The sequence below is a fragment of the Arthrobacter globiformis genome (assembly GCF_046536215.2).
In the GTDB taxonomy this organism is placed as follows: Bacteria; Actinomycetota; Actinomycetes; order Actinomycetales; family Micrococcaceae; genus Arthrobacter; species Arthrobacter globiformis_E.
Window position 1 is genome coordinate 3,227,706 of record NZ_CM143421.1, and the last position, 14,093, is coordinate 3,241,798.

Here is a 14,093-nt window from a genome sequence, read left to right on the forward strand (position 1 = left end):
GTGGCCAATTCAGTGTCGGGGGATTCGGTGGTGGACCGCGTGGTCCGCGTCATCGCGGCGTTCCCGGCCGGCGTCACCGTCCTGCAGCTGTCCGAACTGGCGGAACGCGCGGACCTTCCCCTCACCACCACCCATCGCCTGGTGCGGCAGCTGGCCACACACGGACTCCTGGAAACGGGCCCGGGCGGCTCGGTGCAGCTGGGCCTGCGGCTCTGGGAGCTGGTGAACCGCAATTCGCCCACGCTGGCCCTGCGCCAGGCAGCCATGCCCTTCATGGAGGACATCCAGCATGTGCTGAACCAGAACGTGAACCTCGCGGTGCTCGATGGCTGGGAAGCGCTGTTCGTTGAGCGGCTGTCCCGCCGGGGGTCCGTGGCCAACCGGGCCCAGATCGCCGGCCGGATGGCGGTGCACGTGTCGTCGGCAGGGCTGGCCCTGATGGCCCACCAGCCAAAGACCGTCCAGACCGAGTACCTGGACCAGTTCGCGGATCCTGCCGGAAAGGTGGGGCAGGACGAAGTGCGCGCCCTGCTGGCGGAGGCCGCGAACCAGGGCTTCGCCGAACTGGCGGGCGTGATCGATCCCGATACCTGGGGCATTGCTGTTCCCGTGCTGGACGGCCAGAAGCGCGCGGTGGCGGCGATCGGCGTCGTGGTTCCCCTCCGGGAGATGCGCATGCAGGCACTGGTCCCGGCTCTACAGACGGCGGCGCGCGGCATCGCGCGGCGGCTCAGTGAGGGTACCGGCTAGGTTTCCCGGCTCTTAACACATTCCATTCAGCGGAATTGATGTAACGCCGCCCACACTTCCCGGCGCACACTGTTAGCCAGCAACCACCTTCGCCCGGACTTCCGGGCCACGCAACGGAGCGAGGAACACCATGGCACGACAGATCATCACCACCCAGGTGGCCATCCTGGGCGCCGGCCCCGCGGGACTCATGCTGTCCCACCTGCTGGCCAAGGCCGGCATCGAATCCACCGTGATCGAAATCCGCAGCCGCAAGGAAATCTCCGAGACGGTCCGCGCCGGCATCCTGGAGCACGGCACCGTGAACATGCTCGTCGACGGCGGCGTGTCCGACCGCGTGCTGCGCAAAGGCGACCGGCACGACGGCATCGAGCTGCGGTTCAACGGTGAAAGCCACCGCATCGACTTCAAGGAACTCGTGGGGGAGTCCGTCTGGCTCTACCCGCAGACCGACGTCTTCATGGACCTCGCCGCGCGGCGGGAGTCCGACGGCGGCGACGTGCGTTACAGCGTTACCGATACCACCATCCACGACATCGAGGACAAGCCCAAGGTCCGGTTCACTGACGCCGACGGCGTGGAGTACGAGCTGCAGGCCGACTTCATCGCCGGTGCCGACGGCTCGCGCAGCCACTGCCGTTTCCAGATTCCCGAGGCGAATCGCAAGTGGTACTTCCACGAGTACCCCTTCGCGTGGTTCGGCATCCTCACCGAGGCGCCGCGCAGTTCCGACGAGCTGATCTACGCCAACTCCGAGAACGGCTTTGCCCTCATCAGCCAGCGCACCGAAACCGTGCAGCGGATGTATTTCCAGTGCGACCCCAAGGAAAATGTGGCCGACTGGAACGATGAGCGGATCTGGGCGGAGTTCCGCAGCCGGGTCAACGGCAACGGCTTCGAGCTGAAGGAGGGTCCGGTCATCGACAAGATGGTCCTGCCGTTCCGCAGCTTCGTGCACACGCCCATGCGGCACGGCAAGCTCTTCCTGGCCGGCGACGCCGCGCACACCGTGCCGCCGACGGGTGCCAAGGGCCTGAATCTGGCGATCCACGACGTGAAGGTGCTGTTCGAGGGGCTCGACAGCTACTACAACAGCGGCTCCGCGGCGCTGCTGGATTCCTACAGCGACCGCGCCCTCGACCGGGTGTGGAAGGCCCAGCAGTTCTCCTACTGGATGACCACGATGCTGCACACCCCTGCCGATGCCGGCGACTTCGCCCGGGCACGCCAGCTGGGCGAGCTGAACTCGGTGGTGTCCTCGCGCCACGGCCAGGCATACCTTGCCGAGGCCTACACCGGCTGGCCGTCCGCCTAAGCCTCCCAGCCCGCCCAGCCGGCGTCCCGCCGTCGGGCTTAAGATCGGGTCCATGGAAGCCATAAGCATCATCGGCGGCGGCATTGCCGGCCTTGCGCTCGGGGCGGGCCTGGACCCGGAACGCTTCGACGTGACCGTCCACGAGCAGCGGCCCGGCGTACCGGCGGTGGAGACGTCGCTGGCCATGTGGCCGGAGGCGCAGGCGGCCCTGGCGGTGCTGGGGGTGCTGCCGCAGATCAGGGAGGCGGGCACGGCCTTCCGCGGAATGGCCCTGCGCGACGCGGCGGGCACAGCGCTGGTGGCCCCCGAGGTGCGCGGGGTCCTGGCCGTCTCACGGGCTGACCTCATCCGGATCCTCGACGGCGCCGTGCCCGCCTCCGTACGCCGCGTCGAGGGCAGGGTGGACGGGATTCCCGCTACCGGACCGCTGGCGTCAGGCCTGCTGGTGGGTGCCGACGGCGTCCACAGCGTGGTCCGCCGCTTCTTCTGGGGCGCGAGGTCGCAGGCCAGGCTGACGCCTTACGTGGCGCTGCGCGGCGTCCTGCCCGTGCCCGTCCAGGCGGACGCCGGCGGGGAATACTGGGGACGCGGACAGCTGTTCGGCATCACGCCCGCGTCCGGCGGGAGGACGTACTGGTATGCCTCGTTCCGCTCCAGCCTGGGCCCGGCAGGTGTCGATGCAGCGGAAGCACTGCGGCAGGCCAGGGAGCGCTTCGGCGCACGTGCGCCGGCCGTCCGGACGGTGCTGGAGCAGGCCACGCCGGAAGCCACACTGGCGCAGCGGATCTGGACCACGCCGAACCTCGGCAGCTTTGTGCGGCCGGGGGCCGTCCTGACGGGCGACGCGGCGCACGGGATGACACCCAACCTTGGCCGGGGTGCATGCGAGGCGCTCGTGGACGCCGTCACGCTGGCCGAACTCCTCAACGCCCGTCCGCCGGAAGACGCACTGAAGGCCTACAACCGGCAGCGCGCGCTCAAGACCCAGCTGCTGCGGCTGGCCTCCTCGGCCGTGGCGGGCGTGGCCCTCGCCGAACGGTCACAGCCGCTGCGCGACGGATTGCTGCGGCTGGCCTCCCGGTAGCTCTGGCGGCACGCGCTAGTCCTGCTGCAGCGTTTCGGTGAGGTGGTGTGTGGGGATGCGGTCGCGGTCGTACGTGATCTCCGTGTAGCCGTGGGGTTCCGGCTTGCCGGTGGAGCTGAGGTTCACGAACACGATCTCTTCGATCGTGAGGATGCTCTGCCGGGTGATCATGTTGCGGACCTCGGCGCGCATGGTCAGCGACGTGCGGCCGAAGCGCGTGGCGGTCAGGCCCATCTCGATCAGGTCGCCCTGGACCGCAGAGCTGACGAAGTTGATCTCGGAGATGTACTTGGTGACCGCGCGGCCGTTGCCCAGCTGGAGGATCGCGTAGATCGCGGCTTCCTCGTCGATCCACTTCAGCAGGCTGCCTCCAAACAGCGTGCCGTTGGCGTTGAGGTCCTCGGGCCGCACCCACTTGCGGGTGCGGAACGTAATGTCTTTGGTTTCCATAGCGCGAGACTAGCCGACGGCGGCCCGCCCCACCGGAGTGTGACGGCCGCCGTCGCTGCGCCCGCTCAGGCCATGGCTGTGTGCGCTGCGCTGTGGCAATTGATCAGCTTGGCGAAGCAGTAGGAGTGCTCGACGCCTATGTAGGGACCGAAGTTGGGAACCGGATCGAAGCCGGAGTTCGCGTAGAAGTTGCGGCCGTCAGTCTGCGCCGAGCCGGCCTCCGCCGTGATCCGGGTGATCCCCTGGGCAAAGGCCTCGGCCTCGAGGGCGGCCAGGATGGAGCTGGCCACGCCGGAGCCCCGCGTGTAGGGGAGAACGTAGAGGCGCTTGATCTCCGCCGTCTCGGAGTCGAGAAGCCGCAGGCCGCCGCAGCCCACCGGCTGGCCCGACCCCTTGTCGTAGGCCACGAGGAACACGGCCGTGTCCACTTCGGACGGCTTGGGTCCCGGCTCATGGTCGGCGCATCCGAATCGGGCGTCCAGTTCGGCCTGCTGTGCCGCGCGCAGGTCGGCGCCCACAGGGTTAGACCAGCTGACTTTCCGGATGTTGAGCCTGGGATTGGTCTGCATCTGTGCCTCGATTCGCCGAAGGGTTGTGCGAGTTAAGGCTAGGAGCGCGCCGTTACCGCGGTGTTTCCTGCCGGTAAGCGCCGTGGGAACACTTGGCGCCGTGCGTGCCGTATGACCGCGCTCTTACGGCCGCACCAGTGTCCGCAGGAGCTTCAGGGCGACCGAGATGGACGCGATGTCGACCTGCCCGGGCTTGGTCACTTCGGCGAACGTGTCCTTGATCCGGGCCAGCTGCTCCTGGTGCCCGCGCTCCCAGGCCACGATGCGTCCAATCGGGTCGGGGGTGGCCGGGTCGGCGTCGAGAGTGTGCTGCATGACCGAGACCGTCATATCCGCCACGGCCGCATAGACATCGTCACGCAGGGCTGCCCGGGCGAGGGCCTCCCACCGGTTCTGACGTGGCAGGTCCGTGATGCGCAGCAGCAGGCTGGCGGCGCCGATGCGCTGGAACACGGTGTAGTACAGGTCGGCGATCGTGGTGACGGGTTCCCGGATCTGTTCCGACACCAGCGAGATGTCCAGCAGCCCGAAGCTCTCCAGCAGGTCCGCAGCCCGCTGCCCCAGCTCATGCGGCAGCCCCACCTGGTCCCAGTGGGCGAGGCGGTCCTGCACGCGGTCCAGGTCCGAGCCGCGGAGGTAGTCCACGGTGCGGGTCCGGAGCAGCTCCAGCGTCGGCATGATCCGGGCCAGCGACGCTGTGACGGGCCGGTCCCGGTGCTCGTGGGTCACGTACCAGCGGGTGGCCCGGTCGAGTATCCGGCGCATGTGCAGCGCGACCTCGGCAGCATGCTCGGTGGGGAACCCGGGCGGCAGGGCGGCGATCCGGTCCACGATCCACGGCAGGTCGTACACCTCACGCGCCACCACGAAGGCCTTGGCGACGGCAGCCGGGGTGGCGGTCGTTTCCTCGATGGCGCGGAAGGCGAAGGTGATGCCGCCCAGGTTGATCATGTCGTTGGCCACCACGGTGCAGATGATCTCCCGGCGCAGCGGGTGGGTCTCCAGCTCGGCGGCGAAGCGCTCGGACAGCCGGCGCGGGAAATAGTTCCGGAGCACGCCGTGGAACCAGGGGTCGTCGGCGAGGTCGCTGGCGACGAGGTCGGCGGCCAGTTCGATCTTGGCGTAGGCGGCAAGGACGGACAGTTCCGGGGCGGTCAGCCCATGGCCGGTACGGAGCCGGTCGTGCAGTTCTTCGGTGCCGGGCAGCGCTTCGATGCTGCGGTCGAGGTCCGCGGCGGTCTCCAGCCAGTCCATGGCCCGCTCGAAACCGGGGCTCCAGTTGGACACCAGGTGCCGGTCGTTGAGGAGCAGCACGTTCTGGTCCGTGTTGTTCTTGAGGACCAGCCGGGCCACCTCATCCGTGAGGGAATGCAGGAAGCCGGTCCGTTCAGCGGGGTCCATCCGGCCGGCGGCAATCACCCGGTCAAGGAAGATCTTGATGTTGACTTCATGATCGGAGCAGTCCACCCCGGCTGAGTTGTCGATCGCGTCCGTATTGAGCAGGACTCCAGCCAGCGCTGCCTCGATGCGGCCGCGCTGGGTCAACCCCAGGTTCCCGCCTTCGGCCACCACCCTGGCCCGCAGCTCGGAGCCGTTGATCCTGATGGGATCGTTGGCCTTGTCGCCGACGTCGGCGTTTGCCTCCGTCCTGGCTTTGACGTAGGTGCCGATACCGCCGTTGTACAGGAGGTCCACCGGCGCCCGGAGGATGGCCTGGAGGAGTTCCTGCGGTGCCAGTTCGGTGGTGCCGCGCTCCAGCCCCAGGACGCGCCGGACCGGCTCCGCCACGATGATCGACTTGGCGTGGCGGGAGTAGACGCCGCCGCCCTCGCTGATGAATGCAGCGTCGTAGTCGGCCCAGGACGACCGGGGCAGTCCGAAGAGCCGCCAGCGCTCGAGGAACGAGACCGCCCCGTCCGGGTCGGGGTCCAGGAAGATGTGCCGGTGGTCGAAGGCCGCCACCAGGCGGATGTGGGGGGAGAGCAGCATGCCGTTCCCGAAGACGTCGCCGCTCATGTCGCCGATGCCCGCCACAGTGAAATCCTCGTTCTGGGTATCCAGCCCCAGCTCCCTGAAATGCTCCTTCACCGACTCCCACGCCCCGCGCGCGGTGATGCCCATCTGCTTGTGGTCGTAGCCCACCGAACCACCCGAGGCGAAGGCGTCACCCAGCCAGAATCCGTATTCACCGGCGAGCAGGTTTGCCGTGTCCGAGAAGGAAGCGGTGCCCTTGTCGGCAGCCACCACAAGGTAATAATCGTCGGCGTCATGGCGGACCACGCGTTCGGGCGGGACAACTGTCCCCCGGCCGTCGTCACCGGTCGTTCCGACGGCGGACTGGACCAGGTTGTCGGTCAGGTCCAGCAGGCCGCGGATGAAGATCCGGTAGCACTCCTGGCCCTCGGCGAGCCAGGCTGCCCGGTCAGCCGCCGGATCCGGCAGCCGTTTGGGATAGAAACCGCCTTTGGCGCCTGTCGGCACAATGACCGAATTCTTGACCACCTGCGCCTTCACCAGGCCGAGGATCTCGGTTCGGAAATCCTCGCGCCGGTCCGACCAGCGCAGCCCGCCTCGCGCCAGTGCCCCGAAACGGAGATGGACGCCCTCCACACGGGGCGAGTACACCCAGACCTCGTATTTTGGCCGTGGCAGCGGCGAACTGTGGATGGCCGCCGGGTTGAGCTTGATGCTCAGATGCGGCTTGCCCTGGTAGTAGTTGGTGCGCAGGGTGGCTTCCACGAGGTTCATGAACGTGCGCAGCAGCCGGTCGGCTTCGAGCACGGGGATGTCATCGATGGCGGCCAGAAGTTCCTGACGTGACGAGGCGGTGCTGCGGAGCCTGTCGGCGCTGGTCAGGTCCGGATCGAACTTGGCGGCGAACAGCTCCAGCAGGGCGCGGGTGGCCCGGACGTTGGCCAGCAGTGTTTCCGCGATGAACCCATAGGAATAGGTGGTGCCCAGTTGCTGCAGGTACTTGGCGTAGCTGCGCAGGATGACAACCTGCCGCCAGGGCACCGACTCACGGATCACCAGGGCATCAAAACTGTCGGACTCGATGTCCCCCCTCATCGCCGCCGAAAAGCAATCCGCCAGCAGGCCACCCACTTGGGCGGGGTCGACGTCGTCGGGATACGTCACGCCGAGGTCGTACAGGTGCAAGTCGCGGCCATCGCGGCGCAGGCCGAACGGCCGCTGGTCCAGCACCTCGATGCCGAGATTGTGGAAGAACGGCAGGAAGGTCGTGAGGCTGCGGGGCCGGGTGAGATAGAGCCGGATCCGGGAGGCCGGGGCAGCAGCGGGTGAGGCGCCGTCAGGCCCGGAAGGGGGATGGACCGTCAGGGCCGGATCGTCCGGGTCCCGTCCACCGCCGCCGTCCAGGTCAAACTCCTCGAACCTGCTGATGTCCCGGATGGCCTGGTCCGCGCCGTATTCTGCGCGGTAGCTCGGCGGAAAGGCAGCTGACCACAGTGCCGAGAGTGTGGATGCCTCGGGACCGGGGAAACGGTCCCTGAGTGCTTCGTCGAGCCCCTCAGCCCAGGAGCGCGTGGCCCGCAGCACCCGCTGTTCCAGACCAGCGGCATCGACATCCGGTGCGGCGCCGGGGGCGAGCAGGATCCGGAAGAAAACCCTTGCCATGGGGGAATCCCCCAGCCGCACCTCGAACTCCATGTCCTGCGGCCGGAAGGTCTGGCGGAGTTCGTGTTCGATCCTGAGCCGGACTGCAGTGTTGTAGCGCCGCCGCGGCAGGAACACCAGGCCGTGGACAAAGCGTCCGGGGCTGTCCGGGCGCAGAAACAGCCGGGTCCGGCGACGCTGCTGCAGGTCAAGGATGTCGGCAGCCAGCCTGGTCAGATCATCGACGCCGATCGAGAACAGCTCGTCGCGGGGAAATGATTCCAGGACCGCCAGCACGTCCCTGCTCCGCTGTGACCGCGGCGCGGATTCGAGATGCCCCAGCACCGCTGCCAGCTTGTCGCGGATCACCGGAATCCGGCGGACCGACTGGCTTGAAGCGCCCGGCGTGAAGAGGCCCACGAAGCGCCGCTCACCGCTGACTTCTCCCGCGGCACTGAAAATCGGGAGCCGCAGCTCGTCCAGGTAGGAGGCCCGCAGCACGCTCGAGTGCAGGTCACACGTGGTGAGCGTGAAAACCTGTCCGCCGCCGTCGTATGGCTGTTCGCTATTGTCTATCCGGCCGCCGTCACCCGCAAGGTGGCGGCGCAGCAGCCCCAGCGCGTGGCTTGCGTGTTCCACATGGCCCGGGCGGTCCTCGTATCCCAGGAACGTGAAGTTGCCGTCGTCCAGCCACCGCAGCAGGTCGCGGACCTGGTCCGGCGGCGGAGCGGAGGACGCGGGGAAAGTATCAACGGAGACAATGGCAGCGGTCACCGCCTCCTGGATGGCGGCCGCGTCCGCCGCGGTTGCCCGGACATCGTCCAGCACCCGGTACAGGTTGGCGGTGAGCTCATCGGCGCTGGATCGCCCGGATTGCCCGGAGGAGTCCGGGAGCCTGTCAATCTCCACCGCCACCCACGTCTCAGTTGCCACCAGGGAGTCGCTGCCCGTCCAGTCATCCGAGGCTCCGGCGTCCGGCGGCGACTGGTTAGCCGTCCCGGGAACAGCCAGTCCCGACCTCGACGGTCCGTGCCGCAGGTCCAGGAGCTGATGGGTCCGGGAGTCCCGCAGAACCTCGAACGTGGGGTGCACCAGCAGCCGGATCGCCGCGTCCTCGCGCGTCAGTTCCGCCGTGACCGAGTGGACCAGAAACGGCATGTCGTCCGCGACGACGGCCACGATTGTTGCGTCGAGGTCGCTGAAAACCCCGACGGCGGCCTGCCCCGGGGCGCGCTCCGCGGCCACGGACAGGTGGTACATCGCCCGCTCCCGGAGGATGTCGAGGCTGTAATCCCCGATGTCCTCCCCGGACACGTGCTCGTAGTAGTCAGTCAGGAACGATTCGCCGGGCAGGTAGGGGCCGTCCCCCCGGTCCCCGCCCCGCGGCACCGTTTCTTGTGCCATGGCAGTGCGCCTCCACCGTGCGGGACACCGCCGCAAGTCGCGGTTGCCGGTCCTGTCCCGACGCCTGCTTTCATGATGGCCGCGTCCTCGGGCGCCCGTCCAGTACGTGGCTCCGCTATGTGGACAAGGGTATGTGGACGGCGGCGGGTCTAGCCTGTGGTCTTTCCCATCGGGTCCTCGGCGGTGGGGTCGGCAAGGGCGAGCCCACCGACGGGGCTGGCGTCCCAGTGGATCAGGTTCCAGCCGGCGTCGGGATCGCCTTCCAGCGCCACGATGCCGGTGTTGGCGAGCACATGCCGGGCGGCGAATTCCATGTCGATGTTGTCCGCGCGGTGGCCCGCCCAGACGCGGATGGCGGCGCCGTGGCTCACGACGGCCACGGCACCGGCACCGGCGGCTTCCGCGGCCACCTTGGCGATGGCCGCGTCATAGCGCTCGAAGAACTCGTGGCCGTTCGGCCCGGCGGGCATCCGGCGGTCAAAATCGCCGTCCGTCCAGGCGAAGACGGTGCTCATGTAGCGCCGGTGGGACTCATGGTCCGTCAGCTTTTCCAGCGCACCCGCCTCGATCTCGTGGATGCCATCGAGGATCTTCACGTCAAGGCCGAGCTCCCGGCTCAGCGGCTTGGCCGTGATCTGGGTCCGGACCAGGGTGGAGGCGTAGAGGGCACTGATCGGCTCGTTCACCAGGGCCCGCGGCAGGGCCTCCGCCTGGCGCTCGCCCAGCTCGGTGAGACCGGGGCCCGGGTGCGCGGTGTCCAGCTGCCCCAGCACGTTCCCGGGAGTTTCGCCGTGGCGGATGAGCAGCAGCCTCATGGTGTCGCGTTCCTTGTCATCAGTGGGAAAGGTAGGCGGCGCGGGCCGCCTTGGCGGGTCCGGCTTCTTCTTGCGGAAGCCGCCGGAAACGGCGGCGGTGCCGGGCAGCGAAGCCCGGCACCGCCGTCGTACTTATTTGAGGTGGTCCACCAGCTGGTCCGCGATGCCGGTGTACTTGCCCGGGGTCAGAGCGAGCAGCCGCGCCTCTGCCTCTGCTGAGAGGCCCAGGCCCTGGACGAACTCCTGCATCCGGGCGGCGTCCACGCGCTGGCCCCGGGTGAGGTCCTTGAGCCGCTCGTATGGGTTCTCCATGCCTTCGACGCCGGCAATCGCCTCCGCGCGCATCACCATCTGAATGGCTTCCCCGAGGACTTCCCAGTTTGTGTCGAGGTCTTCGGCGAGCACGCTCTCTGCAACGTCGAGCCGTTCCAGGCCCTTGGCCACATTGGAGATGGCCAGCAGCGAGTGGCCGAACGCGACGCCAATGTTGCGCTGGCTGGAGGAGTCCGTAAGGTCGCGCTGCCAGCGGGAGGTGACCAGGGTGGAGCCCAGCACGTCCAGGAGGCCGGAGGAGATCTCCAGGTTGGCCTCGGCGTTTTCGAAGCGGATCGGGTTGACCTTGTGCGGCATCGTGGAGGAGCCGGTGGCGCCTGCCACGGGGATCTGCGCGAAGTAGCCGATCGAGATGTAGCTCCAGATGTCCGTGCAGACGTTGTGCAGGATCCGGTTGAAGCGGGCGACGTCGGCATACAGCTCCGCCTGCCAGTCGTGACTTTCGATCTGGGTGGTCAGCGGGTTCCACGTGAGGCCCAGCTTCTCCACGAACGACTTCGCGACCTGCTGCCAGTCGGCGCCGGGGACGGAGGCCACGTGCGCGGCGTACGTGCCGGTGGCGCCGTTGATCTTGCCGAGGTATTCGGTCCTGGCGACGCGTTCCAGCTGACGGTTCAGGCGGTGCGCGATGACGGCGAGTTCCTTGCCCAGGGTGGTGGGCGTGGCGGGCTGGCCGTGCGTGCGGGACAGCATCGGAACGGCGCGGTTGTCCTCGGCCATCTTGCTGATCTGGGCCACTAGGGCGCGGGCGGCAGGCAGCCACACGTCCTCCACAGCGCCCTTCACGCCGAGGGCGTAGGACAGGTTGTTGATGTCCTCGGAGGTGCAGCCGAAGTGCACCATGGCGGTCAGGTTTTCGATGCCGATGGCGGGCAGGCGGCGGCCGATGTAGTACTCCACGGCCTTCACGTCGTGGACCGTGACGGCTTCGATTTCGGCCAGCTCGGTGACGGAGGCGGCATCGAATTCGGTGACGATGGCGCGCAGCTGCTCCTGCTGGTCCTCGGTCAGCGGGCCGGCGCCGGGGAGGACGTTGTCCCCGGTCAGGTGGATGAGCCACTCCACCTCGACGGCGACGCGGTCGCGGTTGAGGGCTGCCTCGGACAGGTAGTCAACGAGGGGAGCGACGGCGGACTTGTAGCGGCCGTCCAGCGGGCCGAGCGCGATTTGTTCCCCTGACGCGGCGAGGGCGAGGCGTCCGGAGGGCGTACGGGTGTCAGCTGTGGCGGCAGTTTCAGGCATGACCTGATTCTTTCATGAAGTTCTGTGCCCGCCGAAGCGCGGGAGTCGGTGTGACTTCTCCTCCACAGCCCCGCCCCGCATGCACTTGTCCACATGGACGACGCCGGCCGTTCCGTCGGGGGCGGACGGCGCCCTAGCGTCGTGGTCAGGAAGCGAGGAAGGGCCGGGCGCCGGAGCGCCGGGCCACAGGGATGGGGGTATCCGGATGAGCGCCAGCATCACGGTGATGAGCGCCGGCATCACGGCGGCTGACGCCGCGGCATGTTCGTCGCGCGGCTTTGAAGTCCAGCTGCTGGCCGGGCGGATGGAGGCCTGCGCGGAACAGGTCGATGCCGTACAGGCCAGGCTTTCGCAGCTCCAGCTCATGGACTGGCAGTCGCCCGCCGGCCAGGCCTACCGGTCCCGCCTTCGGGGGCACGCCATTGCCCTCGCCGGGGCCCGGGAAGGAGTGCTTGCCGCCGCCCTCGCGCTGCGGCGGCACTCCGTCAACGTCGCTGGGGCGGCCCTCCCTGCCTCCGGGGGCTACTGATGGCCGAGGCCGCCCCGGGTGGCACCGGCGGGCAGCTCCGTCCGGCTGAACCGGCGTCCAACGGGGTCCTTTCCGTGCGCGGCGGAGTGGGCGGTATCTCGTTCCAGCTTGAGGAACTGGACATGGGGGCGCGGGAGCTGGAGACGCTCGCCGGGGATTTGGCGGCCGTGGAGCTGGGCATCTACAGGGTCTGGGAATCGCTGGGAAGCTACCAGCGGGACGATCCCGCCAGCGGCGCCGGGGCCCTGGCGGCCGTCTGGGAGGGGCGGCGCTCCGTGGCGGCCGTGCGGGATGAACTGGAGCGCCTGGCCGGCGGCGTGCGTGCCTGCCAGCTCGAGTACAGCGCCGCCGAGATGGCGAACAGCCTCATGACCCAGCTCCATTTGGACTCCCCGTGGTTGGCGGTGCGGCAGTTCATCGACCTTGCCCTGGCCGGGGACTGGCGCCCCAACACGGCCAGCACCGAGGCGATCGTGTCGAGCGACCGCGTCGCAGCCGGCACCGCCCTGGCAGCCCTCCTGGGAGTACGGCTGAGCCCCATGGACGCCGCGGTGAAGATGGCGCTCGCGTCCGGCATGGCGGGGTCGAGTGTCCCCACGCTTGCGCGGATGCTCCTGGACCGCGTTCTGCCGGAACTCAGGCCGCGGCCGGTCAGGGCACTCAAAGAGGATTCCGCCGACATCGACCTGGATGCGTCCCCTGCAGGCCTTCTTGCGCGGGCAGGCGAAGTGGAGGAAGCCGGCCCGGGCCAGATCGAGGTCATCCAGACAACCACCGGGGGCCGGGACGCGTTCATCGTGATCATTCCCGGAACCCAGCCCGGCAACACCGGCGGTCCCAACCCCTTCGATGAGGCCGGAATCGGCGAAGCGTTCGGATACGGGTCCGAGTACACGGCCGGGGCCATCCGGGCGGCGCTTCACGAGGCAGGGGCAGAGGCTGGGGACCAGGTGGTGGCCGTCGGCTACAGCCAGGGCGGCATCCATGCGATGAACCTGAGCCGGGACAAGGCCTTCCTGGCCGAGTACAACCTCAAGTACGTGCTGACGGCGGGATCGCCGGTGGGGGCGATAAACCCGGCGCCAGGCGTCAGCAGCCTGCATCTGGAGCACCGGCAGGACTGGGTTCCGGGCAGCGAAGGCCTTCCCAACCCGGACACCAGGGACCGGGTCACGGTAACGCTGAACGGCGTGGTCAGGACGCCGCCCGGTGAGGATGCCGGCCTCGGACCTGGCCACCGGCTCACCAACTACGAGGCCGGGGCGCGGGCTGTCGCCGCGAGCCCTGATTCTTCGCTGGTGGCGTCCACCGGCGTGCTTGCCGGCGTCGTGGGTGCAGGAGGAACGGCCAGGGCCACCCGATTCCAGCTGGTCCGGGCGCCAAAGCCGCCCATGCCTGCCGTCCAGCCGCCACTGCCCGGACCGGGCAGGATCATCTTTCCCGTCATCGGCAGCGGACCAGATGGCGCAAGCAGTGGCGGGCCGCCAGCCGGCGGGGGTGTCGGCAGCGCTGGCCGGGTCAGCGGTGGCGGGCGCCGGGGAGCCGGTCTGCCACCAGCGAAATGATGGTGATGATGATGGCAGCCAGCACGGCCGTCCAGAAGAACGAGTCGATCGTGAAGTGCACCGGCGTGTAGCTGCTGATCCAGGAGGTGAGGTAGAGCATCGCGGCGTTGATGACCACCGTGAAGAGCCCCAGCGTCAGGATGGTGATGGGCAGGGAGAGGAAGCTGACCACCGGCCGCACAAACGCGTTGACCAGGCCGAATATCAGCCCGATGAACAGGTACGCCAGGACAATGCCGGCGGCGTCGGTTCCCTGGTTCACTCCGGTCTTGGCGACTGCTTCCGTGGTGGCTGTGGTGGAGATGTCCAGGCCGGGCAGAAGCCAGCTGGCAATCCACAGCGCCAGCCCGTTAATGATCACGCGCATGATGAAAGACCGCATGCGCCCATGCTTTCACACCGCAAGGTCAGGCCGGCAGTCA

General features: G+C 68.4%; 11 protein-coding genes. 5 read left to right on the forward strand and 6 right to left on the reverse strand.

All coding sequences use genetic code 11. The annotated features are described in order from the left end of the window. From R5O87_RS14545 to R5O87_RS14555, 3 genes are all read left to right on the forward strand, one after another. The gene (locus tag R5O87_RS14545) at positions 1-750 is read left to right on the forward strand and encodes an IclR family transcriptional regulator (protein WP_410555356.1); all 750 of its coding nucleotides are present in this window, start codon (positions 1-3) and stop codon (positions 748-750) included. Positions 751-880: 130 nt separating this feature from the next. Then, positions 881-2,065, forward strand: a complete 1,185-nt coding sequence (locus tag R5O87_RS14550) for a 4-hydroxybenzoate 3-monooxygenase (RefSeq protein ID WP_410555357.1) — start codon at positions 881-883, stop codon at positions 2,063-2,065. A gap of 52 nt (positions 2,066-2,117) precedes the next feature. Further along, positions 2,118-3,149, forward strand: coding sequence for an FAD-dependent monooxygenase (locus tag R5O87_RS14555; protein ID WP_410555358.1), 1,032 nt, complete (start codon positions 2,118-2,120; stop codon positions 3,147-3,149). Positions 3,150-3,164: 15 nt separating this feature from the next. On the opposite strand, the gene R5O87_RS14560 is transcribed toward R5O87_RS14555, so the two are convergent. From R5O87_RS14560 to purB, 5 genes are all read right to left on the reverse strand, one after another. After that, positions 3,165-3,599 (reverse strand): acyl-CoA thioesterase, encoded by a 435-nt coding sequence (locus R5O87_RS14560; RefSeq protein WP_214852015.1) that lies wholly within the window; start codon positions 3,597-3,599, stop codon positions 3,165-3,167. Between the two features lie 65 nt (positions 3,600-3,664). Continuing rightward, a complete protein-coding gene (locus R5O87_RS14565) occupies positions 3,665-4,168 on the reverse strand; it encodes a GNAT family N-acetyltransferase (protein ID WP_410555359.1) in 504 nt (167 codons plus the stop codon). 123 nt (positions 4,169-4,291) lie between these two features. Further along, a complete protein-coding gene (locus R5O87_RS14570) occupies positions 4,292-9,187 on the reverse strand; it encodes an NAD-glutamate dehydrogenase (protein WP_410555360.1) in 4,896 nt (1,631 codons plus the stop codon). A 149-nt stretch (positions 9,188-9,336) separates the two neighbouring features. Then, the gene (locus R5O87_RS14575; RefSeq protein WP_410555361.1) at positions 9,337-10,002 is read right to left on the reverse strand and encodes a histidine phosphatase family protein; all 666 of its coding nucleotides are present in this window, start codon (positions 10,000-10,002) and stop codon (positions 9,337-9,339) included. Positions 10,003-10,134: 132 nt separating this feature from the next. Further along, positions 10,135-11,577 carry an adenylosuccinate lyase gene (gene purB / locus R5O87_RS14580; protein WP_410555362.1) on the reverse strand — a complete coding sequence of 481 codons (1,443 nt, stop codon included), beginning with the start codon at positions 11,575-11,577 and terminating at the stop codon, positions 10,135-10,137. 205 nt (positions 11,578-11,782) lie between these two features. On the opposite strand from purB, the gene R5O87_RS14585 reads away from it, so the two are divergent. Further along, positions 11,783-12,106, forward strand: a complete 324-nt coding sequence (locus tag R5O87_RS14585) for a hypothetical protein (RefSeq protein WP_410555363.1) — start codon at positions 11,783-11,785, stop codon at positions 12,104-12,106. Then, positions 12,106-13,671 carry an alpha/beta hydrolase family protein gene (locus R5O87_RS14590; RefSeq protein ID WP_410555364.1) on the forward strand — a complete coding sequence of 522 codons (1,566 nt, stop codon included), beginning with the start codon at positions 12,106-12,108 and terminating at the stop codon, positions 13,669-13,671. Before R5O87_RS14585 ends, R5O87_RS14590 begins: the two co-directional genes overlap by 1 nt. Here the strand turns inward: R5O87_RS14590 and R5O87_RS14595 are convergent. Beyond that, entirely contained in the window at positions 13,625-14,053 is a 429-nt protein-coding gene (locus tag R5O87_RS14595) for a phage holin family protein (RefSeq protein WP_410555365.1), read from the reverse strand. The two genes, R5O87_RS14590 and R5O87_RS14595, sit on opposite strands and share 47 nt — an antisense overlap. Positions 14,054-14,093 lie beyond the last annotated feature (40 nt).

What these genes read in the sequence shown, in the direction of transcription:
- R5O87_RS14550 (WP_410555357.1), top strand. Translation starts at nt 881, where the DNA reads ATGGCACGACAGATCATCACCACCCAGGTGGCCATCCTGGGCGCCGGC.
- R5O87_RS14555 (WP_410555358.1), top strand. Translation starts at nt 2,118, where the DNA reads ATGGAAGCCATAAGCATCATCGGCGGCGGCATTGCCGGCCTTGCGCTC.
- R5O87_RS14560 (WP_214852015.1), bottom strand. Translation starts at nt 3,599, where the DNA reads ATGGAAACCAAAGACATTACGTTCCGCACCCGCAAGTGGGTGCGGCCC.
- R5O87_RS14565 (WP_410555359.1), bottom strand. Translation starts at nt 4,168, where the DNA reads ATGCAGACCAATCCCAGGCTCAACATCCGGAAAGTCAGCTGGTCTAAC.
- R5O87_RS14570 (WP_410555360.1), bottom strand. Translation starts at nt 9,187, where the DNA reads ATGGCACAAGAAACGGTGCCGCGGGGCGGGGACCGGGGGGACGGCCCC.
- R5O87_RS14575 (WP_410555361.1), bottom strand. Translation starts at nt 10,002, where the DNA reads ATGAGGCTGCTGCTCATCCGCCACGGCGAAACTCCCGGGAACGTGCTG.
- purB (WP_410555362.1), bottom strand. Translation starts at nt 11,577, where the DNA reads ATGCCTGAAACTGCCGCCACAGCTGACACCCGTACGCCCTCCGGACGC.
- R5O87_RS14585 (WP_410555363.1), top strand. Translation starts at nt 11,783, where the DNA reads ATGAGCGCCAGCATCACGGTGATGAGCGCCGGCATCACGGCGGCTGAC.
- R5O87_RS14590 (WP_410555364.1), top strand. Translation starts at nt 12,106, where the DNA reads ATGGCCGAGGCCGCCCCGGGTGGCACCGGCGGGCAGCTCCGTCCGGCT.
- R5O87_RS14595 (WP_410555365.1), bottom strand. Translation starts at nt 14,053, where the DNA reads ATGCGGTCTTTCATCATGCGCGTGATCATTAACGGGCTGGCGCTGTGG.